This is a genomic window from Pseudomonas sp. NFIX28, from assembly GCF_900107395.1.
Lineage (GTDB): Bacteria > Pseudomonadota > Gammaproteobacteria > Pseudomonadales > Pseudomonadaceae > Aquipseudomonas.
The window spans coordinates 182655-205898 of record NZ_FNPW01000004.1; the positions used below are offsets into that span (position 1 = coordinate 182655).

General features: G+C 61.8%; 19 protein-coding genes. 6 read left to right on the forward strand and 13 right to left on the reverse strand.

All coding sequences use genetic code 11. The features are described from left to right. Positions 1–7: 7 nt before the first annotated feature. The 4 genes from pheA to mtnA form a co-directional block, all read right to left on the reverse strand. Positions 8–1102: a prephenate dehydratase gene (gene pheA / locus BLV20_RS09595; RefSeq protein ID WP_092300248.1), complete on the reverse strand. Its 1095-nt coding sequence runs from the start codon at positions 1100–1102 to the stop codon at positions 8–10. Next, a complete protein-coding gene (gene serC / locus BLV20_RS09600; protein ID WP_092301046.1) occupies positions 1102–2187 on the reverse strand; it encodes a 3-phosphoserine/phosphohydroxythreonine transaminase in 1086 nt (361 codons plus the stop codon). The genes pheA and serC overlap by 1 nt, the downstream gene beginning before the upstream one ends. Before the next feature lie 64 nt (positions 2188–2251). After that, positions 2252–4921 carry a DNA gyrase subunit A gene (gene gyrA, locus BLV20_RS09605; protein WP_092300251.1) on the reverse strand — a complete coding sequence of 890 codons (2670 nt, stop codon included), beginning with the start codon at positions 4919–4921 and terminating at the stop codon, positions 2252–2254. Positions 4922–5276: 355 nt separating this feature from the next. Further along, the gene (gene mtnA / locus BLV20_RS09610) at positions 5277–6353 is read right to left on the reverse strand and encodes an S-methyl-5-thioribose-1-phosphate isomerase (protein WP_092300254.1); all 1077 of its coding nucleotides are present in this window, start codon (positions 6351–6353) and stop codon (positions 5277–5279) included. Positions 6354–6461: 108 nt separating this feature from the next. Here mtnA and BLV20_RS09615 point away from each other — a divergent pair, with 108 nt between their 5' ends. The 5 genes from BLV20_RS09615 (at position 6462) to BLV20_RS09635 (ending at position 11309) form a co-directional block, all read left to right on the forward strand. Beyond that, on the forward strand, positions 6462–7793 hold the full coding sequence (locus tag BLV20_RS09615; protein WP_092300257.1) for a TRZ/ATZ family hydrolase: 1332 nt from the start codon (positions 6462–6464) through the stop codon (positions 7791–7793). 65 nt (positions 7794–7858) lie between these two features. Next, the gene (gene ubiG / locus BLV20_RS09620; protein ID WP_092300260.1) at positions 7859–8557 is read left to right on the forward strand and encodes a bifunctional 2-polyprenyl-6-hydroxyphenol methylase/3-demethylubiquinol 3-O-methyltransferase UbiG; all 699 of its coding nucleotides are present in this window, start codon (positions 7859–7861) and stop codon (positions 8555–8557) included. Positions 8558–8561: 4 nt separating this feature from the next. Continuing rightward, entirely contained in the window at positions 8562–9233 is a 672-nt protein-coding gene (gene mupP / locus BLV20_RS09625) for an N-acetylmuramic acid 6-phosphate phosphatase MupP (RefSeq protein WP_092300263.1), read from the forward strand. A gap of 38 nt (positions 9234–9271) precedes the next feature. Then, a complete protein-coding gene (locus BLV20_RS09630) occupies positions 9272–10012 on the forward strand; it encodes a YciK family oxidoreductase (RefSeq protein WP_092300266.1) in 741 nt (246 codons plus the stop codon). A gap of 370 nt (positions 10013–10382) precedes the next feature. Then, entirely contained in the window at positions 10383–11309 is a 927-nt protein-coding gene (locus tag BLV20_RS09635) for a GGDEF domain-containing protein (RefSeq protein WP_092300269.1), read from the forward strand. Between the two features lie 36 nt (positions 11310–11345). Here the strand turns inward: BLV20_RS09635 and BLV20_RS09640 are convergent, their stop codons facing one another. The 7 genes from BLV20_RS09640 to BLV20_RS09670 form a co-directional block, all read right to left on the reverse strand. Then, on the reverse strand, positions 11346–12098 hold the full coding sequence (locus BLV20_RS09640; RefSeq protein ID WP_371914306.1) for an iron-containing redox enzyme family protein: 753 nt from the start codon (positions 12096–12098) through the stop codon (positions 11346–11348). A gap of 78 nt (positions 12099–12176) precedes the next feature. Then, entirely contained in the window at positions 12177–14636 is a 2460-nt protein-coding gene (locus tag BLV20_RS09645; protein ID WP_092300275.1) for an EAL domain-containing protein, read from the reverse strand. Between the two features lie 204 nt (positions 14637–14840). Then, on the reverse strand, positions 14841–16667 hold the full coding sequence (locus tag BLV20_RS09650) for an ABC transporter ATP-binding protein (RefSeq protein WP_092300278.1): 1827 nt from the start codon (positions 16665–16667) through the stop codon (positions 14841–14843). Further along, positions 16660–17262, reverse strand: a complete 603-nt coding sequence (locus BLV20_RS09655; protein ID WP_175540177.1) for a DsbA family protein — start codon at positions 17260–17262, stop codon at positions 16660–16662. Before BLV20_RS09655 ends, BLV20_RS09650 begins: the two co-directional genes overlap by 8 nt. 36 nt (positions 17263–17298) lie before the next feature. Continuing rightward, the gene (locus tag BLV20_RS09660) at positions 17299–18240 is read right to left on the reverse strand and encodes an oxygen-dependent tRNA uridine(34) hydroxylase TrhO (RefSeq protein ID WP_092300284.1); all 942 of its coding nucleotides are present in this window, start codon (positions 18238–18240) and stop codon (positions 17299–17301) included. A gap of 101 nt (positions 18241–18341) precedes the next feature. After that, positions 18342–18641 (reverse strand): BolA family protein, encoded by a 300-nt coding sequence (locus BLV20_RS09665; protein WP_016704374.1) that lies wholly within the window; start codon positions 18639–18641, stop codon positions 18342–18344. A gap of 12 nt (positions 18642–18653) precedes the next feature. Next, positions 18654–19169, reverse strand: a complete 516-nt coding sequence (locus BLV20_RS09670; RefSeq protein WP_092300287.1) for a DUF2059 domain-containing protein — start codon at positions 19167–19169, stop codon at positions 18654–18656. Positions 19170–19361: 192 nt separating this feature from the next. Here BLV20_RS09670 and BLV20_RS09675 point away from each other — a divergent pair, with 192 nt between their 5' ends. Further along, positions 19362–20756 carry a class II fumarate hydratase gene (locus tag BLV20_RS09675; protein ID WP_092300289.1) on the forward strand — a complete coding sequence of 465 codons (1395 nt, stop codon included), beginning with the start codon at positions 19362–19364 and terminating at the stop codon, positions 20754–20756. An 87-nt stretch (positions 20757–20843) separates the two neighbouring features. On the opposite strand, the gene BLV20_RS09680 is transcribed toward BLV20_RS09675, so the two are convergent. Then, a complete protein-coding gene (locus BLV20_RS09680; RefSeq protein WP_092300292.1) occupies positions 20844–21809 on the reverse strand; it encodes a DMT family transporter in 966 nt (321 codons plus the stop codon). Between the two features lie 227 nt (positions 21810–22036). After that, positions 22037–23221 (reverse strand): thiolase family protein, encoded by a 1185-nt coding sequence (locus BLV20_RS09685; protein ID WP_092300295.1) that lies wholly within the window; start codon positions 23219–23221, stop codon positions 22037–22039. Positions 23222–23244: the final 23 nt, after the last annotated feature.

A 23244-nucleotide genomic window follows, 5' to 3' on the forward strand; every position in this document is an offset into this window, starting at 1 on the left:
TAAAGCCTCAGAGAACCGCTTTCGGGTAGGAACCCAGCACCTTGAGTGCCACTGCTTCCTGACTGATCTTCTCCAGCACACCCTTGATCAATGGATCGCGGTGATGGCCGACGAAGTCGATGAAGAACACATAAGTCCATTTTCCGCTGCGCGATGGCCGAGTCTCGATACGCGTCAGATCGATACCGTTTTCATGGAAAGGCACCAGCAGCTCATGCAGAGCGCCAGGCTTGTTACTCATGGAAACGATGATCGAAGTCTTGTCGTCACCGGTCGGCGGCACTTCCTGGTTACCAATCATCAGGAAGCGCGTGGAGTTGTCCGGACGATCCTCGATTTTCTCGGCAAGACGGGTCAAGCCATACAGGCTGGCCGCCATATCGCCGGCGATGGCCGCCGAGTTCCACTCACCCTTGACCCGCTTGGCCGCTTCGGCATTGCTGGAAACCGCAACCCGCTCGACATTCGGATAATGCGCGTCCAGCCATTTGCGACACTGCGCCAGGGACTGGGCGTGGGAGTAAATGCGGCTGATGCTATCGGTCTTGGTGTTTTCACCGACCAGCAGATGATGGTGGATACGCAGCTCGACTTCGCCGCAGATCACCATGTCGTGCTCGAGGAAACTGTCGAGAGTGTGGTTGACCGCACCCTCGGTGGAGTTTTCCACAGGCACCACGCCAAAGTTCACCGCTCCGGCCGCCACTTCACGGAATACTTCGTCGATTGCCGCCATCGGTTTGCTGATCACCGCGTGACCGAAGTGCTTCATGGCCGCGGCCTGGGTGAAGGTGCCTTCCGGACCGAGGTAAGCCACTTTCAGCGGCTGCTCGAGCGCGAGGCAGGACGACATGATTTCACGGAACAACCGCGCCATCTCTTCGTTGCCCAACGGCCCCTGATTGCGCTCCATCACCCGCTTGAGCACCTGAGCTTCACGCTCAGGACGATAGAACACCGGCACTTCGCCTTCGGCCAGCGAGGCCATCTTTACTCGCGCGACTTCCTGGGCGCAGCGCGCACGCTCACTGATCAGCTCCAGGACCTTTTCGTCCAGAGCGTCAATGCGCAGGCGCAGTGCCTTGAGTTCTTGCTCAGACATTAGCCATGTTCCTTCTCGAACTCTGCCATGTATGCCACCAACGCGTTGACAGCATTGATGTCGACGGCGTTGTAGATGGAGGCGCGCATGCCGCCCACCGAACGATGTCCCTTGAGGTTCAACAGGCCACGTGCGTCGGCACCGGCCAGGAACGGCTTGTCCAGACGGTCGTCCGCCAGGCGGAACGGCACGTTCATCCACGAGCGGTCCGACTTGTTGATCGGGTTGCTGTACAGGCCGCTGGCATCAATGAAGTCATACAGGGTGCGCTGCTTGACGTCATTGAGCTTGGCGATGGCTTCCACCCCGCCCTGCTCCTTGAGCCACTCGAACACCAGGCCGGACAGGTACCAGGCCAGGGTCGGCGGAGTGTTGTACATCGAGCCGTTGTCTGCCGCGACCTTGTAGTCGAGCATGGTCGGGCACAACGAACGCGCACGACCCAGCAGGTCTTCGCGAACGATATTGACCACGATGCCGCTCGGGCCGATGTTCTTTTGTGCGCCGGCATAGATCATGCCGAAACGCGAGATATCCACAGGACGCGAGAGGATGTCGGAAGACATGTCGGCCACCAGCGGAACATCGCCGGTTTCCGGGACCCATTGGAATTCCAGGCCGCCGATGGTTTCATTCGGCGCGTAGTGCACGTAGGCCGCGTCTTTCGACAGTTGCCATTCGTTTTGGCCAGGAATGGCGAAGTAGTCGTAAGGCTTGGCGGTGGCAGCCACATTGACGTGGCCGTAGCGCGAGGCTTCTTCAATGGCCTTCTGCGACCAGATACCGGTATCGATATAGTCGGCAGTGCCATTTTCAGGCAGCAGGTTCAGTGGAATCTGAGCAAATTGCTGGCTGGCGCCGCCTTGCAGAAACAGCACTTTATAGTTCGAGGGGATATTCAGTAGATCACGCAGATCCTGCTCGGCCTTGGTGGCGATGGAGACGAACTCATCGCTGCGATGGCTCATCTCCATGACCGACAGGCCCTTGCCATGCCAATCCAGCAATTCGGCCTGGGCACGCAACAGTACAGCTTCAGGTAGCGCAGCGGGACCTGCGCAGAAGTTATAGGCTCGTTTGCTCACATCCACTCTCGCTATGCATTCACGGTAGCGGACAGAGCAAACACTCTGCCCTGCTACGATTTATTTAGTCTTGCGACTCTTCTTCGCCTGCGGCGTCAGCCTGCTGGCCTTCGACGGCATCATCCGAGTCGGTCACCGCATCCAGCACGGCGCCCTCGAGCACCTCGCCATCCTCGCCTTCCAATTCATCGCCTTCGACTTCCGACGGCTCCTGGACCCGCTCCAGGCCCACCAGCGTTTCGTCGCTGGCCAGCTTGATCAAGGTCACGCCCTGGGTGTTACGGCCCAGGCTGGAAACTTCGTCAACACGAGTGCGCACCAGGGTGCCCTGGTCGGAAATCAGCATGATTTCCTCGCCGTCGAGCACCTGGACCGCCCCGACCAGACGGCCGTTACGCTCGTTGCTGACCATGGCGATAACGCCCTGGCCGCCACGCTTGTACTCAGGGAACTCGCCGATCGCCGTACGCTTGCCGTAGCCACGCGCCGAAGCGGTGAGGATCTGGCTGCCTTCTTCGGGGATCAGCATGGAGATCAACTTCTGCCCTTCCGGCAGACGCATGCCGCGCACACCACGGGCGGTACGGCCCATGGCACGAACGTCGGACTCCTTGAAGCGAGTTACCTTGCCGCCATCGGAGAACAGCATGACTTCGCGCTCGCCATCGGTGATCGCGGCCGAAATCAGCACATCACCCTCGTCCAGTTCCAGCGCAATCAGACCGACGCTGCGCTGACGGCTGAAGGATTCCAGCGGAGTCTTCTTCACGGTGCCGTTGGCGGTCGCCATGAAGATGTAGTGACCTTCGGTGTATTCCTCGACCGGCAGCATGGTGGTGATGTACTCACCGTCGTCCAGAGGCAGCAGGTTGACCAGCGGACGACCGCGCGCGGCACGGGACGCCTCGGGGATTTCGTAGGTTTTCAGCCAGTAGACCTTACCCTTGCTGGAGAACAGCAACAGCGTGGTGTGGCTGTTAGCCACCAGCAGGTGAGCGATGTAGTCCTCATCCTTGACGCCGGTTGCCGACTTGCCTTTGCCGCCGCGACGCTGGGCCTGGTACGCAGCCAGTGGCTGGGTCTTGGCATAGCCGCCGTGGGAAATGGTCACGACGCGCTCTTCTTCCGGAATCATGTCGCCCAGGGTCAGGTCGAGGCGGGCATCGAGAATTTCGGTGCGACGCACATCGCCGTACTCGGCGCGAATGACTTCCAGCTCTTCACGGATCACTTCCATCAGGCGCGTGGCGCTGTTGAGGATGCGGATCAGCTCGCCGATCTGGTTGAGGATCTCCTGGTACTCGGCCAGCAGCTTTTCATGCTCGAGGCCGGTCAGGCGGTGCAGACGCAGTTCCAGGATGGCTTGCGCCTGCTCTGGCGACAGGAAGTACTTGCCATCGCGCAGGCCATATTGCGGATCGAGGTTCTCCGGACGGCAGGAATCCGCGCCGGCACGCTCGACCATGGTCATCACCGCGCTGGATTCCCAAGGCGTGCTGATCAGCGCTTCCTTGGCTTCCGACGGGGTCGGCGAGGCCTTGATCAGGGCGATGACCGGGTCGATGTTCGACAGGGCAACGGCCTGGCCTTCGAGAATGTGGCCACGTTCACGGGCCTTGCGCAGTTCGAACACGGTACGCCGGGTCACCACTTCGCGACGGTGACGCACGAAGGCTTCCAGCAGGTCCTTCAGGTTGAGGATCCGCGGACGACCATCGATCAGCGCAACGATGTTGATACCGAACACGCTCTGCAGCTGGGTCTGGGCGTAGAGGTTGTTGAGAATCACCTCCGGCACCTCGCCACGACGCAGCTCGATCACTACGCGCATACCGTCCTTGTCGGACTCGTCGCGCAGCTCGGTGATGCCTTCGAGCTTCTTCTCCTTGACCAGCTCGGCGATCTTCTCGATCAGGCGCGCCTTGTTCAGCTGGTAAGGCAACTCGGTGATGACGATCTGCTGACGGCCACCGACCTTGTCGATGTCCTCGATGATCGAGCGGGCACGCATGTAAATGCGGCCGCGGCCGGTACGGTAGGCTTCGATGATGCCTTCGCGACCGTTGATGATCGCCGCGGTCGGGAAGTCCGGCCCTGGGATGTGCTGCATCAGCTCATCGACGGTCAGTTCCGGATTGTCGATCAGCGCCAGGCAACCGTCGATGACTTCGCCGAGGTTGTGCGGCGGGATGTTGGTCGCCATGCCCACGGCGATACCGCTGGAACCGTTGACCAGCAGGTTGGGGATCTTGGTCGGCATGACCGCGGGGATCAGCTCGGTGCCGTCGTAGTTCGGCACCCAGTCCACGGTTTCCTTGTGCAGGTCGGCCAGCAGTTCGTGCGCCAGCTTGGTCATGCGCACTTCGGTGTATCGCATGGCCGCCGCGTTGTCGCCGTCGACCGAACCGAAGTTACCCTGGCCGTCTACCAGCAGGTAGCGCAGGGAGAATGGCTGGGCCATACGAACGATGGTGTCGTATACAGCGGTATCACCGTGCGGGTGATACTTACCGATCACGTCACCGACAACACGGGCAGATTTCTTGTACGGCTTGTTCCAGTCGTTACCGAGCTCGCTCATCGCGTACAGCACACGCCGGTGCACGGGCTTCAAGCCATCGCGCGCATCAGGCAGTGCCCGCCCGACGATTACGCTCATCGCGTAGTCGAGATAGGACTGTTTCAGCTCGTCTTCGATATTGACCGGGAGGATTTCTTTGGCCAGTTCGCCCATGAGAAGCCTGATTCCTTTTTCTGGTGAAACTTCGTCACATCCATATGGGACGAACGAAGCTCGCCGCTGCAGGCCTAGTGCCATGCACCGACTTACGACAAATCAACAAGTTATGCCATGGATTTGCGCAGTGAAGGCAGTCACTTCGGACCACCTTGGAAACCGCCGGATGTTATCACAATCGCCGCCACGCACCTATCCCCCTGATGCGCATGGAGCATAGTTAGTTGACCGATGACAGGCTGATAAGAGACGAGAGAAGCTCAGAGGCTGATTTCGCGCGTAAATGCGGATTTTTTCCCGGACTGACGACCACCCCACGGCAGCCCGCAGCGAAACCTTTTGCAAAACGATCTCAGTGCAAGCGCTTGCGGCACATCAATTGGGCCATTTTCGCGGTGTCGGGACGCTCGACTATGCCCTTCTCGGTGATGATTGCGTCGATCAGGTCCGCAGGGGTGACATCAAATACCGGGTTATAGGCCTCGACCTCCGCCCCTACCCGCTTGCCGCCGACCTCCAGCAACTCCTTGCCGTCGCGCTCCTCGATCGGAATGTCTTCGCCACTGGCCAGGGCCATGTCGATGGTCGAGCTGGGCGCGACCACCATGAAACGCACGCCGTGGTGCATGGCATTGACCGCCAGTTGGTAAGTGCCAATCTTGTTCGCCACGTCGCCATTGGCGGTAATGCGGTCGGCACCGACTATTACCCAGGTCACGCCCTTGGTTTTCATGATGTGCGCGGCGGCGGAGTCGGCATTCAAGGTCACCGGAATGCCTTCATTGGCCAGCTCCCAGGCGGTCAGGCGCGAGCCTTGCAGCCAGGGACGGGTTTCATTGGCGTACACCCGCTCGACCATCCCTTCGATAAAGGCCCCGCGAATCACCCCCAGCGCCGTGCCAAAACCGCCAGTCGCCAGGGCGCCGGTGTTGCAATGGGTGAGGATGGCCTGGGCATTGCCCTGGTGTCTGCGAATCAGGTCGACACCCAGCTGCGCCATGGTCAGGTTGGCTTCGCGGTCGCTTTCATGAATGGCCAGGGCTTCCGCCTCCAGCACCGCCAGCGGGTCGGCGTGATCCTTGAGACGCTCCAGGCGCTCACGCATGCGGTTCAGCGCCCAGAACAGGTTGACCGCAGTCGGGCGCGAGTCGGCGAGTAGTGCGAAATCTTCTTCCATCGCCGCCTGCCAGTCGCCACCGGCGGCAAAACGCGCGCGCGCCGCCAGGACCACACCATACGCGGCGCTGATGCCGATCGCCGGCGCGCCACGCACCACCATCTGGCGAATGGCCTGCGCGACGCCGGCCGCGCTAGTGTAGGCAATCCAGCTTTCTTCGAAGGGCAAAATACGCTGATCGAGCAGATACAGGGCGTCATCCCGCCAATCGATGGCCTTTACCTTCTCCGCAGCCAACAGTCGATCGCGCATCCCTCACCCCGCACTCATGAACAAAAGCCGCCGATTATAGCGATCCCCCGGCGAAGACGCTCGGGTATACTTCGCCATCCTCCACACACGCCCTGGAACCGATCTTCGATGCCGAACCCTGTCGTTGCCCTCGACCTGCTCCTGTTGCCGACCTGGCTGGTGCCTGTGGAACCGGCCGGCGTAGTGCTCAAGGAACACGGCCTGGGTATCCGCGACGGCCGCATCGTGTTCATCGGCCCGCGTGCCGACGCCCTGAAGCTGCAGGCCGCCGAGGTCCGCGAGCTGCCTGGCATGCTGCTCAGCCCCGGCCTGATCAATGCCCACGGCCACGCGGCGATGACACTGTTCCGCGGCCTGGCCGACGATCTGCCGCTGATGACCTGGCTGGAAAACCACATCTGGCCAGCCGAAGCCAAATGGGTCGATGAGGCTTTCGTGCGCGACGGTACCGACCTGGCCATCGCCGAACAGCTCAAAGGCGGGATTACCTGCTTCTCCGACATGTATTTCTTCCCGAAGGTTGCCAGCGAGCGTGTGCACAACAGTGGCATTCGGGCGCAGATCGCCATTCCGATCCTCGACTTTCCGATCCCGGGCGCCAGCAGCGCCGACGAGGCCATCCGCCAGGGCGTCGAGCTGTTCGGCGACCTCAAGCATCATCCGCGCATCAAGATCACTTTCGGCCCCCACGCGCCCTACACGGTCGGCGACGAAAACCTCGAGAAGATCCGGATCATCGCCGAAGAGCTCGATGCCTCGATCCACATGCACGTCCATGAAACCGCCTTCGAAGTGCAACAGGCCGTTACCCGCCACGGCGAGCGACCCTTGGCCCGCCTGTCGCGACTGGGGTTGCTCGGGCCGCGCTTCCAGGCCGTGCACATGACCCAAATCAGCGATGACGACCTGGCTTTGCTGGTAGAAACCAACAGCAATGTCATTCACTGCCCGGAATCGAACCTGAAACTGGCCAGCGGCTTCTGCCCGGTGGAGCGGCTGTGGCAGGCTGGCGTCAATGTGGCAGTGGGTACCGACGGGGCCGCCAGCAACAACGACCTGGACCTGCTCGGCGAAACCCGTACCGCCGCACTGCTGGCCAAGGCGGTGGCAGGCTCGGCCAGCGCCCTGAATGCACACCAGGCGCTGCGCATGGCCACGCTCAACGGCGCGCGAGCCCTGGGCCTGGAGAGCGAAATCGGCTCGCTGGAGCTCGGCAAGGCCGCGGACCTGGTGGCTTTCGACCTCTCAGGCCTGGCGCAGCAACCGATCTACGACCCGGTTTCGCAGCTTATATATGCCACCGGCCGCGATTGCGTGAAACACCTTTGGGTCGCCGGCAAGCAATTGCTCGACGACCGGCGCCTGACGCGCCTGGACGAACAACAGCTGCACGCCACGGCAACTACCTGGGGCCGGCGCATCGGCGGCCATACCGAATAGCAGGAACCCTCGAGCCTCGGCTCGAGACAGGACAGCAAGAATTTTCCAGATTCAGAGGATTACCCATGAGTAACGTCGACCACGCCGAAATCGCCAAATTCGAAGCCCTCGCCCATCGCTGGTGGGACCGCGAGAGCGAATTCAAACCGCTGCACGACATCAACCCGCTGCGCGTCAACTGGATTGACGAGCGCGTCAACCTGGCAGGCAAGAAAGTCCTCGACGTCGGCTGCGGCGGCGGCATCCTCAGCGAAGCCATGGCCCAGCGTGGCGCCACGGTAATGGGCATCGACATGGGCGAAGCCCCCCTGGCGGTGGCACAGCTGCACCAACTGGAATCCGGGGTGAACGTCGAATACCGGCAAATCACCGCCGAAGCCCTGGCCGAGGAAATGCCCGAGCAGTTCGACGTCGTCACCTGCCTGGAAATGCTTGAGCACGTACCGGATCCTTCCTCGGTGATCCGCGCCTGCTTCCGCATGGTCAAACCCGGCGGCCAGGTGTTCTTCTCGACCATCAACCGCAATCCAAAGGCCTACCTGTTCGCCATCATCGGCGCCGAATACATCATGAAGCTGCTGCCGCGCGGCACCCATGACTTCAAGAAATTCATCCGCCCTTCCGAACTGGGCGCCTGGAGCCGCGACGCCGGCCTGACCGTCAAGGACATCATCGGCCTGACCTACAACCCGCTGACCAAGCACTACAAGCTGGCCGCCGACGTCGACGTCAACTACATGATCCAGACCCTGCGAGAGGAATAAGCCCATGCGTATCAGAGCAGTTCTTTTCGACATGGACGGCACCCTGCTCGACACCGCGCCGGACTTCATCGCCATCTGCCAGGCCATGCGCACCGACCGCGGCCTGGCGCCGATCGCGGACAAGCATATCCGCGACGAAATCTCCGGCGGCGCCCGGGCCATGGTTGCCGTCACCTTCTCGATGGACCCGGAATCGCCGGGCTTCGAAGAGCTGCGCCTGGAGTTCCTGGAGCGCTACCTCAAGCATTGCGCGGTGCACAGCAAGCTGTTCGACGGCATGGCCGAGCTGCTGGCCGATATCGAGAAAGCCAATCTGATCTGGGGCGTGGTCACCAACAAGCCGGTGCGGTTTGCCGAGCCGATCATGCAGCAACTGGGCCTGGCTGAACGCTCCGCCCTGTTGATCTGCCCCGATCACGTGAAGAACAGCAAACCCGATCCGGAACCCTTGATTCTGGCGTGCAAGATGCTCGACCTCGACCCGGCCAGCGTGCTGTTCGTCGGCGACGACCTGCGCGACATCGAGTCGGGACGCGATGCAGGCACCCGGACCGCCGCGGTGACCTACGGCTACATTCATCCGGACGACAATCCCAAGCACTGGGGCGCCGACGTGGTGGTCGACCATCCGCTGGAACTGCGCCAGGTCCTGGATCAGGCTCTGTGCAGCTGCTGATCTGTTCAGGCTTTCGCTTCTGATTTCCCGAGGTTTTTATGTTTGATTATTCCGCCCGCCCCGAACTGCTCAAGGATCGGGTCATTCTGGTCACCGGCGCCGGTCGCGGCATCGGCGCCGCTGCCGCCAAGACCTTCGCCGCCCACGGCGCCACCGTACTGCTGCTGGGCAAGACCGAAGCCAACCTGACCCAGGTGTATGACGAGATCGAAGCCGCCGGCCATCCTCAGCCGGTGGTGATTCCGTTCAACCTGGAGACCGCCCTGCCGCACCAGTACGACGAGCTGGCTGCCATGGTCGAAGCCGAGTTCGGCCACCTGGACGGCTTGTTGCACAACGCCTCGATCATTGGTCCGCGCACGCCACTGGAACAACTCTCGGGCGAGAACTTCATGCGCGTGATGCAAGTCAACGTCAACGCCATGTTCATGCTGACCAGCACCCTGCTGCCGCTGCTCAAGCTGTCCCAGGACGCGTCGGTGGTGTTCACCTCCAGCAGCGTTGGCCGCAAGGGCCGCGCCTACTGGGGCGCGTATGGCGTTTCGAAATTCGCCACCGAAGGCCTGATGCAAACCCTGGCCGATGAAATCGACGGCGTCGCACCGGTGCGCGCCAATAGCGTCAATCCGGGCGCAACCCGTACCAGCATGCGGGCCCAGGCCTATCCCGGGGAAAACCCGAGCAATAACCCGGCCCCCGAAGAAATCATGCCGGTCTATCTCTACCTCATGGGCCCAGACAGTACCGGCATCAACGGCCAGGCCTTCAACGCCCAGTAATGTTCCTCCCTTGGCCGCGACGGAATACCGCCGCGGCACCTCCTTTCCCACCGGCCTTCGCCCGATCATCGCCAAACCAATGCCTCACCCGGCAGGGCCAACCTTCCCGCAGCCCAAGCCAACCCGCTGAATTCAAACGTATTTTTATCACATGAAGCGAATGGCATGACTTTCGCTCCTAATTTGCTCAGATACGCAGCGTATTGGCGAAACTCAGCGACGATTGAGTCAGGGCTTATAACAGGCCGTAAAGCGGATTAGACTGTGCTCTCTTTGTCCTACGGGACTGATGGAACAGTATGACGTGCAGCCATGAGCCGCTCTCACCCAGCCAGTAAGACTGCATTACGTGCTCAGGGGCCCACGCCATATGAAAACACCGACCCAGACCAACGCAATTGACTTCGACAGCGCCAAATTGCAACGCCTGGGCTTTGGCCAGCAGTCACCGCTCCTGCAACGTCCGGTCAGTCTCGCCCAGTTGCGCCAGCAGCTGAGCCTGCAATTGCAGACCAGCCTGGAACCGCAACACATTCTTGGCTTGTTCTTTCGCGAAACCCAACGCCTTGTGCCCCTGGACGCCCTGGTTTACCAGCACAAACCCAGCGACTTGCGCCTGGAATTCGGCCAGCGCGGCCATCATTCCATCAGCTACAGCCTGAGCCATGAAGGCGAGACCATGGGCGAGCTGGTATTTCGGCGCAATCAACGCTTCAGCGATCAGGAGCAGGGCCATCTGGAGTCGCTGCTGTCCACCCTGCTTTACCCGATGCGCAACGCCCTGCTCTATCGGGCCGCCACCCGTAGCGCCCTGCGCGACCCCTTGACCGACACCGGCAACCGGATCGCCATGGACCAGACACTGCAACGGGAAATTGACATGGCCCGCCGCCACCTGCACCCGCTGTCGCTGTTGATGCTGGATATCGATCATTTCAAGAGAATCAACGACAGCCATGGGCACAGCGCCGGCGATGAAGTGCTCAAGGCCGTCGCCGCGACCATCAAGGCGCAGTTGCGTAACGTCGACATGGTGTTTCGTTTTGGTGGCGAGGAGTTCTTGATCCTGCTGTCCAACACCGGCCGCGATGCCGCCGCCATGGTGGGGGAACGGCTGCGCCAGGCGGCCCAGGCCAAGGATTACTGGGCGGACGGGACCTTGATCGAACTGACGGTCAGCCTGGGTTGCTCGACCCTGCTGCCGGGGGAATCGGCCGAGAGCCTGCTGCGCCGCGCGGACAGCGCGCTATACGTGGCCAAGCGTGAAGGCCGCAACCGCCTGGCAATGGCTGGCTGAGAGAGCGGCCAGGGCTGCCCCAGTCGCAGGCGCCCTTCAACCTTCGACCAGCGCCATCCGTCCACGGGCCGCCGGAGCCTTTTCTTGCTGCATGCAACGCTCCAGGAACAGATGCATGTAGTCATAACTCTTGCAGATCGCCTGGCGCAGTTCGCTCTGCAAGGCTTTGCTCGGCTTCATGCCGGCCAGGGTACAGATGATTTCCAGCGCTTCCCAAGGGTGTGCATCGTCATATTGGGCATGCATTTTCAGCCACTTCATCGCCCGCTTGCGCTCTTCTTCGGGAAAGGCCGCCGCATAGACACCGCTGGAACAGACCAGCGCCGACCACTCACCCGTTGCGCCCTCGATGGCATAGTTGGTGGCCGCAATCGCCACGATCAGCGAGTCGGCGGAGCTGGTGTGCCAGCACCAATGACTCAACGCGTGCAATTCGGGGGGCACCTGCTGCGCCTGCAGGTCTTCCAGGCTCACGCCGTGGGCGCGACTCCAGTTCACCCAGTAATCGGCATGATTGAGCTCGACTCGGATATTGCGCATCAACCAGCGCCGCGCCATGTCTTCCCCCGGGTGACGGGCAAAACGGGTCTTGGTCAGGTTCTGCGCCATGTACAGGGCGAATTGCTCGACAACCGGCCAGCCACCGATCAGGTACTGGCGCATGGTCTTGTTGCTGAGCTTGTTATCGCGCATGCGCTGGTACAGTTCGTGGTCGACCACGCGGCGCTTGCTTTCGCTGCAATCCTGGATCAGCTGCTGGGCCCAGGCGGGGTAGCTTGCAGCGTCCATCAGCGGACCGGTTCGGTTGAATGCGTCGATCACTGTCGGGGCTCCTTTTGATGGTGATGGTACGGATCAGCGAGAGATTCAACGGAACGTGCCAGGAGCCTTGAATAACAGAGGCTGTGGTCGCGAAGGCCGGCACTGCAGACTGTCGCAGGTAAAGAGCTGTGGGCGCTCGATCAGGTAGCCCTGAGCGTAATCCACGCCGATCTCCAGCAATGCCTGCTCAATCTGCGGAGTTTCGACAAACTCGGCAATCGTGCGTTTACCCATCACATGACCGATATGGTTGATCACCTCGACCATCGCGCGATTGACCGGGTCGTCCAGCATATCCTTTACGAAACTTCCATCGATCTTCAGGAAGTCTACAGGCAAATGTTTGAGATAAGCGAATGACGACATTCCCGCGCAGAAGTCGTCGAGGGAAAAGTGACAACCCAAGCCTTTGAGTTCGTTAATGAATCGAATGGCGCTGCCGAGATTGGAGATGGCGCTGGTCTCGGTGATTTCAAAACAAATCATGTCTGCTGGCACCCCATGGACAATGAACTGCTCGCGCAGGAAATCCAGGAAAGCCTCGTCGCCAATGGTCGCACCAGACAAGTTGATCGCGCACATGGCCAAAGGCCCCTCGCGCTCTTCGCGAATGCATTCGGCAATGATCTTGAACACATTCTGCACCACCCAACGGTCCAGGGAAGTCATCAAGCCGTAGCGCTCGGCGGCCGGGATGAAGCTGTCGGGCAGGATCATCCGCCCGGCCTCGTCATGCAGGCGCAGCAGAATCTCGATATGCCCGCCGAGCCGGTCCACATGGCTCAAGGCGGCTATTTCCTGGGCATAAAGGCAGAAGCGGTTTTCCTCCAGCGCCATGTGCAGGCGCTGGACCCAGGCCATTTCACCAAAGCGCAGGGACAACTCCGAATCGTCCGCGTGATACACCTGGACCCGGTTGCGCCCCTTCTCCTTGGCCATGTAGCACGCCATGTCCGCCGCCCGCAGCGACGCCTCGAGGGTGGTCGGCGATTGCGCCACGTGCACCAGGCCGATGCTGACCGTGGTAACGAAGGGCCGGCCCTTCCAGACAAAATGCAGGTTCTGCACCGTCTGGCGCAGGCCTTCGGCGATCTTTTCCGCCGCTTCCGGCGAGCAGTTCTCCAACAGGATGCCGAACTCGTCGCCGCCCAGGCGCGCCAGGGTATCGCCCTCGCGCAGGCCCGACTGGAGCAAGGCGCAGATATGCCGCAGCAACTCGTCCCCCGCCGCATGGCCGCAGGTGTCGTTGACCAGCTTGAACTGGTCCAGGTCGAGGAACATCAATGCATGCCGTCCCGCCTGCCGGCTCAGGTTGTGCAATGCCTGTTCCAGGCGGTATTCGAACTCGCGGCGGTTCGCCAGGCCGGTCAAGGCGTCGTGCGTCGCCTGCCAGGACAGATTGGCAATGTATTGGCGTTCCTGGGTCATGTCGTGCAGCACCAGCACCGTACCGCTGACTTTGCCGGCGTTCTGGATAGGCGCACCGACCAGCGTCACCGACACCGTGCTGCCATCCAGCCGCTGGATCAGCTTCGAGTGTTCGCTACCGCCGCTGAGCTGGCCGCTGAGGATGTGTTCGATCAGGGTAAAACCGTCGGCCTGGGCGTTTTCATCCAGCAGGTTGAACAACGCGGCCAGCGGCAGCCCCACGGCCTGTTCGGCCTTCCAGTGGGTCAACTCCTCGGCGGCCGGGTTCATGTAGGCAATGGCGCCGTCTACATCGGTGGTGATGACGCCGTCGCCAATGGATTGCAGGGTGATCTGCGCCCGCTCCTTTTCCAGCTGCAGGGCGCTGGCGAATTCATGACGCTGTGCCAACAGCTTATGAGTGCGCAGTAATGCCAGGACGATCAGACCCAACGCAGTGGCCAGGTTGGTAATCAGCAACAGCCTGAGAATGACCCGCGAGCCTTCGCCCAGGGCATCGCTGAAGGCCTTCGCCGCCGGCGTCACGCCGTCGTTGATGGCGAAAATCTGGTTCTTCCAGCGCTGGATATCGGCTTCGGAGGCCTGGCTGCTGGTAATGCCGCGGTGCATTTCATGGGCCACGCTATCGAGTTGCACCAGGTAACTGTCGCCCACGGTCCACAGGTCGATGGCCTTTTCCAGGTAGCTGAAATGACGAAAGTTCAGGTACAGCCAAATCACGCTGTCACTGTCGGCGGGATGGTTGCCGCCCTTGAGAATCCCCGCCCGCGCCGCACTCAGGTCGGGCGGTTGCCGATCCAGCGCGACCCGCAGCTCATGCCCGCCCTGAGGCACGGCGATCGCATTCTGGTATTTCAGAAAGATCGACTCATCGCGGCTGTCGGCGTAGAGATTGAGGTAATAGATGGCGTCTTTCTGGCCCTTGGACCAAAGACTTTCTCCGGCAACGTAACCACGTACCGCCGAAAGGACATATAAGCTGAGGCCACCCAGCAGCGCTTGAAACAACACCACCGCGATAAATGGCCAGACGATGCCCAATAGCCGTGGCGTTCCGAGAGTCCGCTTTTGCTTCATGAGGTCCCTTGCATAAGCACTGCCAGATGAACACCCGAGAAAATACCGCTCCTGACAGCACAGACTAGGCTAATTTCCGTGGCTTCGAACGCACGGGACGCGGCGTTCCAGCCCGATACCAGCCAAGATGCGGCGCAGCCTTGCTACAGGCGGGTCATTTCCTCAAGGAAATTCAAGCACTAAGCACAGAAATCCGGACAAAACTCAAGGTCGCGGGACTTGCTGCAGATGCCCATACAGCTTGGCATAAAGACCACCATCGGCAATTAGCTGCTGATGGTCGCCATCTTCGGCAATCTGCCCACCATCGAACACCAGGACCCGATCCGCCTGTTTTACCGCAGACAGGCGGTGGGCAATGATCAGCGTGGTCCGCCCATGGAGGAAACGCGTCAATGCCTGGTGCAGGTTGTACTCGGTGGCGGCATCGAGGGCCGAGGTGGCTTCATCGAGGATCACCACCTTGGGTTCGGCCAGGACCATCCGCGCGATCGCCAGGCGCTGGCGCTGCCCGCCGGACAGGCGCACGCCGGAGCGGCCGACCACGCTGTCCAGGCCGTTGGCCAGGGAACGCACCGTCGAATCCAGCTGGGCGATCTCCAGCGCCCGCCAGCAAGCTTCGTCGCTGCGCTCGCGCCCCATGGTCAGGTTGGCGCGAATGCTGTCGTTGAACAGCGCCGGATGCTGCAGCACCACCGCCACGTTTTCGCGCAGGGTTTCCAGGCCGATTTCCTGCTGGGTCGAGCCGCCAAAGCGAATGACGCCCGCCTGCGGTGTGTAGAGCCCCAGCAACAGTTGCACCAGGGTACTTTTGCCACCGCCACTGGCTCCGACGATCGCTACTTTTTCCCCCGGCTCGATCGACAGGTTCATCTGGTCGAGCACCAGTTCGTCGCCGTAACCGAAGCTCAGGCCGCTGACCTCGATCCCCACCGTCTCGCGCCCCTGGAAGGGGTCGACACCGCCGGCGTATTGCGGTTCGTCAGCCCGCGACAGCAGCTCGTTGATACGCGACAGCGCGCCACCGGCGGCGTAGTAGGCGTATTGCAGGTTCAGCAGTTGCTCCACCGGGCCGATCATGAACCACAGGTAGCTGAACACGGCCAGCATCTGGCCGATGGACAGATCGGAAAACAGCACGGTGAGCATGGCCGCCGCACGGAAGATATCGATACCGAACTGAAACAGCAGCCCGCTGGCACGATTGGAAGCGTCGCTCTTCCATTGCGAGGCCACTGCGTAGTCCCGCACGTCCTGGGCGCGCCGGCCGAGACGGCCGAGGAAAAAGCCCTGGCGGTTGCCGGCGCGGACTTCCTGGATCGCGTCCAGGGTTTCGGTCAGGGCCTGGGTGAAGCGCGAGGTGCTGTCGTTCTCGAGCTTCTTGAGGTGCTTGACCCGCTTGCCCAGCTGCACCGTGGCGTAGATCACCAGGGGATTGAACAGCAGGATCAGCAGCGCCAGCTTCCAGTGCATCCACATCAGGATGCCGGCCGTGCCCACCAGCGTGAGCATCGCCACCAGAAAGCGGCTGAGGGTCTCGCCGACGAACTTGTCCAGGGTGTCGAGATCGGTGACCAGGTGGGTCGTGACCGTACCGCTGCCCAGGCTTTCGTATTCGCCCAGGGAAATGCGCTTGAGGCGCTCGATCAGCCGCAGGCGGATGCGATAGACGATGTCCTTGGCCAGCCCGGCAAACAAGCGGGCCTGCAGCACGTTGAACAGCAAGGCCGCGCAACGCAGCATCAGGGTGACCAGCAACATCAGGCCGATGTAGCCAGCGGCACTCTGCCAGCCAGCCGGCAAGGCCTGGTTCATCACTTTCAACGCCGCATCGCCGTGCCCCAGCAACACTTCATCCACCAACAACGGCAGCAGCAATGGGATCGGCACGCTGCACAGCGTGGCCAGGACGGCCACGCCGTTGGCGATCCACAGGGCTTTTTTATGCTGCAGGGCGAGCCGGCGGACTTCCGTCCAGCTCAAGCGGTCGACGGGTTCCGGCGCTTGTGGATCACGAACCAGCTCACGCACAGGCAGCACGCTCCAGCCAACGGCCGAGCAACGGAGCAAGCTCACCCAAAGGCTGGTAGCCATTGGTCAACAAGGCCAGCTGGCCATTGCGCTCGGCAAGCAAGGTGGGGAAACCGGCGATCCCCAAATCCTGGACCCAGGTGAAGTCGGCGGCAGTGGCGGCATGCTGTTCGGCGCGATCGAAAGCCTCGGCGAACTCGATGCGCGGCACGCCCGCTTCCTCGGCCAGCTCCACCAGCACGCTGGCACGGGTGACGTCACGGCCTTGGGCGTAAAAAGCCTGCTGGATCAGTCCCAGGAGTTTCCAGGCGCAATCCGGCGCCAGGCTGCGCGCCGTCACGATGGCACGGCACGCGGGTTCGGTGTCGTAGACAAAACCGTCGGGCAAGGCGCCCTCGAACTTGAACGGCTGGCCGGTGGCCTGAGTGACCGCCTGCCAGTGTTCGATGATATAGCGGCGAGTGGTTGGCTCCAGCGCCGAGCCGCTGCCGGTCCGCAGGCCGCCCACCACCAGGTGCAACTCGACGCCCGCTGCCCGCGCCTGCTCGACCAGGGCCTCGGCCACTGGAGCGAAGCCCCAGCACCACGAACACATCGGGTCCATCACGTAGAGCAGGCGGGCAGACATGGCTCAGGCCTCGGAAGATGATTGCTTGTAGTTGTAACCAATCGGGTGCGGCATGTTGCGAGCCTTGGCCAGTTCAATCTGCTTCTGCCGGTCGATGGCGCTGCGGCGGGTTTTCTCGCTCAGCGTGTCCCAGCAATGCGGGCAGCTGATACCCGGCACGTAGTGCTCGCTGGCGCGGTCTTCGACGCTGACCGGCGTGCGGCAGGCATGGCATTGATCGTAGTCGCCCTCGCTGAGGTCATGACGCACGGTCACCCGATTGTCGAAGACGAAGCAGTCGCCCCGCCATTTGCTCTCCTGCTGCGGCACCTCTTCGAGGTACTTGAGGATGCCACCCTTGAGGTGGAAGACCTCGCCGAAGCCTTCACTGAGCATATAGCTCGACGCTTTTTCGCAACGAATGCCACCGGTGCAGAACATCGCGACTTTCTTGTGCTTGCTCGGGTCGAAGTTGGCTTTGATGTAATCAGGAAACTCGCGAAAACTGGTGGTCTTCGGATCGATGGCGCCTTCGAAGGTACCGATCGAGACTTCATAGTCGTTGCGGGTGTCGATCAGCAGCACTTGCGGATCGCTGATCAGCGCGTTCCAGTCCTGCGGCTCGACGTAGGTGCCGACCTGCTTGTTCGGGTCGACGCCGGGCACGCCCAGGGTCACGATCTCTTTCTTGAGCTTGACCTTGGTGCGGTAGAACGGCTGCTCGTCGCAGTACGATTCCTTGTGGTCGATGTCGACCATGCGCGGGTCGTTCCTGAGCCAGGCCAGCAGCCCGTCGATGCCTTCGCGGCTACCGGAAACGGTGCCGTTGATGCCTTCTTCGGCAATCAGCAGGGTGCCCTTGATGCCGTTGTCGAGCATCGCGTTGAGCAGTGGCTCGCGCAGGGAAACGTAATCTTCGAGGGTGACGAACTTATACAGTGCCGCCACGACAATCGGTTGTGTCATGGGTCATTCTCCAGGTGGCTACCCTCGTAAAGGGTGAACCGGATGCAAAAAAAACGCGCCGACTGAGCGGCGCGTTGCGGATTCTAGCAAAAAACCTGTGGTTAATGCTTGCTGCCGCCAGCGCAGGTCGGCGAGGCCGGGGCCGCGCCGATCTTCGCCCATTCCTGCGGCGTGTAGGTATGCAGCGCCAACGCATGGAACTGGCCCATCAGCTCGCCCAGGGTCGCATAGACCTTCTGGTGACGCTTGACGCTGTTGAGCCCGGCAAACTGCTCGCTGACCAGCACGGCCTTGAAATGGGTTTCCAGACCGCGGCTGTGCATGTGGCTTTCATCCAGCACTTGCAAATGCTCGGGCTGCAATGCGCCCAATGCCGATTCGATACGTTGTTGCATGGTCATTCCTGGCTCCGCTTACTTCTTCTTCGCCGGTGCGGCCTTAGGCTCGAGCTCGGCGGTCATGTCGGCCAGCAGCTTGTTGACCACCGGCACGGCGCTTTCCAGCTTGGCCTGGGTCATCTGCGCCGATTGCTGGGTCAGCTGCGGCATTTTTTCCAGGACTTTCTTGCCCAGCGGCGACCGGTAGAACGCCACCAGGTCCTTGAGCTCGGATTCGCTGAAATTGCTGGTGTAGAGCTTGACCATGTCCGGCTTCAGCTTGTTCCAGCCAATGGCCTGGTCCAGGGCGGCGTTGGCCTTGGCCTGGTAGGTTTCCAGTACGGCTTTCTTCGACTCTGGGGCTTTGGTCTGTTCAAAACGCTGGGCAAACATTTGCTGCACTTGCATGTACACCGGAGTGCCCAGCTTGTCAGCGTGCGCCAGGGTCAGGAAAGCTTCGGCACTGGCGTTGTGGCTGGCGGTATCGGCAAGAACCTGGCCGCTGGCGCAAACCAGAACAACCGCGGTACAGATGGCACGAAGACGAGTCATCGAGTTTCCTTTTCTAGCAGGCGAGGTATAACCCCAAGGGCGCCCATTCTGCGCCTAAAAAACTCTGTCGCTCAACCCCAAGCCTTGTCGTACCTGCATTTGCTCGACCAAACGACACAAAAGACGCTTTATGGAACCCAGGCTGTGGATCACGGCCTAAACTGCGCAATCAGACCTACAGGAGTGAGCACGATGAGTCGTATCGAAACCGACAGCCTTGGCCAGGTTGAAGTCCCGGACGAAGCCTATTGGGGCGCCCAGACCCAGCGTTCGCTGATCAACTTTGCCATTGGCAACGAGCGCATGCCGCTGTCGGTCCTGCATGCCCTGGCATTGATCAAGAAGGCCGCGGCCCGGGTCAACGATCGCAACGGCGACCTGCCTGCCGACATTGCCCGCCTGATCGAACAGGCCGCCGACGAAGTGCTCGACGGCCAGCATGACGACCAGTTCCCGCTGGTGGTCTGGCAGACCGGCAGCGGCACCCAGAGCAACATGAACGTCAACGAGGTGATCGCCGGGCGCGCCAACGAACTGGCCGGCAACCCGCGCGGCGGCAAGGCGCCGGTGCACCCCAACGACCATGTGAACCGCTCGCAAAGCTCCAACGACTGCTTTCCCACGGCCATGCACATCGCCGCGGCCCAGGCGGTGCAGCAACGCCTGCTGCCAGCGATCGCCGAACTGTCCGGCGGCCTGGCCGAACTCGCGGCGCGCCACATGAAGCTGGTGAAAACCGGGCGCACCCACATGATGGACGCCACGCCCATCACCTTCGGCCAGGAGCTGTCGGCCTTCATCGCGCAACTGGACTACGCCGAGCGCGCCATTCGCGCGGCCCTGCCGCCCGTGTGCGAACTGGCCCAGGGCGGTACCGCCGTCGGCACCGGGCTGAACTCGCCCCACGGCTTCGGCGAGGCGATTGCCGCCGAACTGGCGGCCTTGTCCGGGCTGCCGTTTGTCACCGCACCGAACAAGTTTGCCGCCCTCGCCGGCCACGAACCCTTGACCACCCTTTCCGGCGCCCTGAAGACGCTGGCGGTGTGCCTGATGAAGATTGCCAACGACCTGCGCCTGCTCAGCTCCGGGCCGCGGGCCGGCCTGGCCGAAGTCAGGCTGCCAGCCAACGAGCCGGGCAGCTCGATCATGCCGGGCAAGGTCAACCCGACCCAATGCGAAGCCTTGTCGATGCTGGCCTGCCAGGTGATGGGCAACGACGTCGCCATTGGCTTCGCCGCCAGCCAGGGCCACTTGCAGTTGAACGTGTTCAAGCCGGTGATCATCCACAACCTGCTGCAATCGGTGCGCCTGCTCGCCGACGGCTGCAGCAACTTCCAGCAGCACTGCATCGCCGGGCTGGAGCCCGATCCGGTGCAGATGGCCGATCACCTGGAGCGCGGGCTGATGCTGGTCACCGCGCTCAATCCCCATATCGGCTACGACAAGGCTGCCGAGATCGCCAAGAAAGCCTATGCCGAGAACCGCACCCTGCGTGACGCGGCCCTGGATCTGGGTTACCTGACGGACGAAGAGTTCGATGCCTGGGTGCGGCCGGAAAATATGCTGGAGGCGGGCAAGCAGGGCTGATGCAAGTCAGCGATTGAACAGACGCTATCGCGGGCAAGCCTCGCTCCTACAGGATAGGGGCTTGCCCGCGATCGACGATAACGCGACCTAGCTCTGCGGCACTTCCATGCGCACCCGCCGCGCCTTGAGCCCGGCCATCAGCGAAGGCCCCAGGGCCGTCAAGGCCGACCCCAGCACCACCAGCACCGCCCCGCCATAGCCCAGGCCGTTGATCTGCTCAGCATGCACATACTCGGGCCATAACCAGGCCGCCACGGCCACCGCGGCGAAGGTCACCAAGGGCGTGATCGCCAGCGTGGCACTGACCCGTGACGCCTCCCAATGCGCCAGCGCTTCGGCGAACGCGCCATAGGCAATCAGGGTATTCAGGCAGCAGGCCAGCAACAGCCAGCCTTGCAGCGGGCTCAGTTGCAGCGCTTCGAGAGGATGCGCCCAAGGGGTAAGCAACAGCGCGCAGAACAGGTAGATCACCATCATTACCTGCAAGGAATTCCACACCGTCAGCAATTGCTTCTGGCCCAGGGCGTAGAAGGTCCAGACCGCCGACGCCGCGAGAATCGTCAGCACACCGGCGGTGTAGTTGCTCAAGGATGTCAGCAGCTCGGTCAGGTGCTGGTTGAAAAACAGCCCGAAACCGATCAGCAGTACCGCCAGGCCAAGCCCCTGCCCCAGGCTGAAACGCTCCTTGAACACAAACAGGCTGGCGATCAACAGCAGGATCGGTCCCATCTGCACCACGAGCTGCGCGGTGCCAGGGCTCAGCAGGTTCAACCCCATCAGGTACAGCACGTAGTTGCCCACCAGCCCGAAGACGGCCATCAGCACCAGCCAGCCACCGCGCGGCCCGAGCACTCGCCAGCGGGGCAGGCGCTTGACCGCCGCCAGGTAGACCAGCAGCAAACCACCGGATACCAACAGGCGAAACCAGGTCACGGTCACCGGGTCCATCACCATCAACACTTGCTTGAGCTTGATCGGCAGGATGCCCCATAGCAGCGCCGTAAGCAGTGCGAGGAACAATCCATAAACCCAGCGACCGGACGAAACGTGCATGCGAGCCCCAAATGCCTGATGGAGAGAGCCGGCATTCTAGGCCCGGGGCCATGACTTACACAGAGACAGTTGGAGGGGGAACGTAAATAGGACTGTGCTGGTCGCAAAAACATCGCGGGCAAGCCTCGCTCCTACGGGAACATCACCGTTCTGTAGGAGCGAGGCTTGCCCGCGATGGCTACGGGAACATCACCGTCCTGTAGGAGCGAGGCTTGCCCGCGATGGCTTTAGCGCACCGCTTCGAACAACCCGGTCGCGCCCATACCGCCGCCCACGCACATGGTGACGATGCCGTAGCGCAGGTTGCGCCGTTGCAGTTCGCGCACCAGGTGGCCGACCTGGCGCGAGCCGGTCATGCCGAACGGGTGACCGATGGAAATCGAACCGCCGTTGACGTTGTACTTGGCGTTATCGATCTGCAGCCGGTTACGGCTGTACAGGCATTGCGAGGCGAAGGCTTCGTTCAGCTCCCAAAGGTCGATGTCGTCCACTTGCAGGCCCTTGGCCTTGAGCAGCTTGGGTACGGAGAACACCGGGCCGATGCCCATTTCGTCCGGCTCGCAACCGGCCACGGTGAAGCCGCGGAAAAACGCCTTCGGCTTGAGCCCCAGCGCCAAGGCCCGTTCCAGGCTCATGACCAGGGTCATGGAGGCGCCATCGGACAATTGCGAGGAGTTGCCGGCAGTTACCGAGCCGTCTTCGGCGAACACCGGCTTCAAACCGGCCAGGCTTTGCAGGGTGGTGTCCGGGCGGTTGCAATCGTCACGATCGACCACGCCGTCAAGGACCTGCACCTGGCCGCTGTCCTTGTCCTCGACCCGGTATTTCACCGCCATCGACACGATCTCGTCGTCGAACAGCCCGGCTGCCTGGGCCGCCGCGGTCCGCTGCTGGCTCTGCAGGGCGTACAGGTCCTGCTCCTCGCGGCTCACGCTGTAGCGCCGGGCGACCACCTCGGCAGTCTGGCCCATGGGGAAATAGATGCCTGGCACCTGCTCCTTGAGCAGCGGGTTGATCAGGTTGTCGGTGTTGACGCTTTTCATCGTCAGGCTGATGGATTCGACGCCGCCGGCGACAATGATGTCGCTGCAACCGGAGGCGATCTGGTTGGCCGCGATGGCGATCGCCTGCAGGCCGGACGAACAGAAACGGTTGAGGGTCATGCCCGCGGTGCCAGTGCCCAGCCGGGACAGGACCGCAACGTTGCGCCCGATGTTGTAACCCTGGGCGCCCTCGTTGGAGCCGGCACCGACAATGCAGTCCTCGACGCTGGCCGGGTCGATACCGTTGCGGCTCAGCAGCGCATTGACGCAATGGGCGGCCATGTCATCCGGACGGGTCTGGTTGAACTTGCCGCGAAAGGACTTGGCCAGACCGGTCCGAACGCTATCGACGATCACCACTTCACGCATGGCATACCTCATTGTTGTTGTCG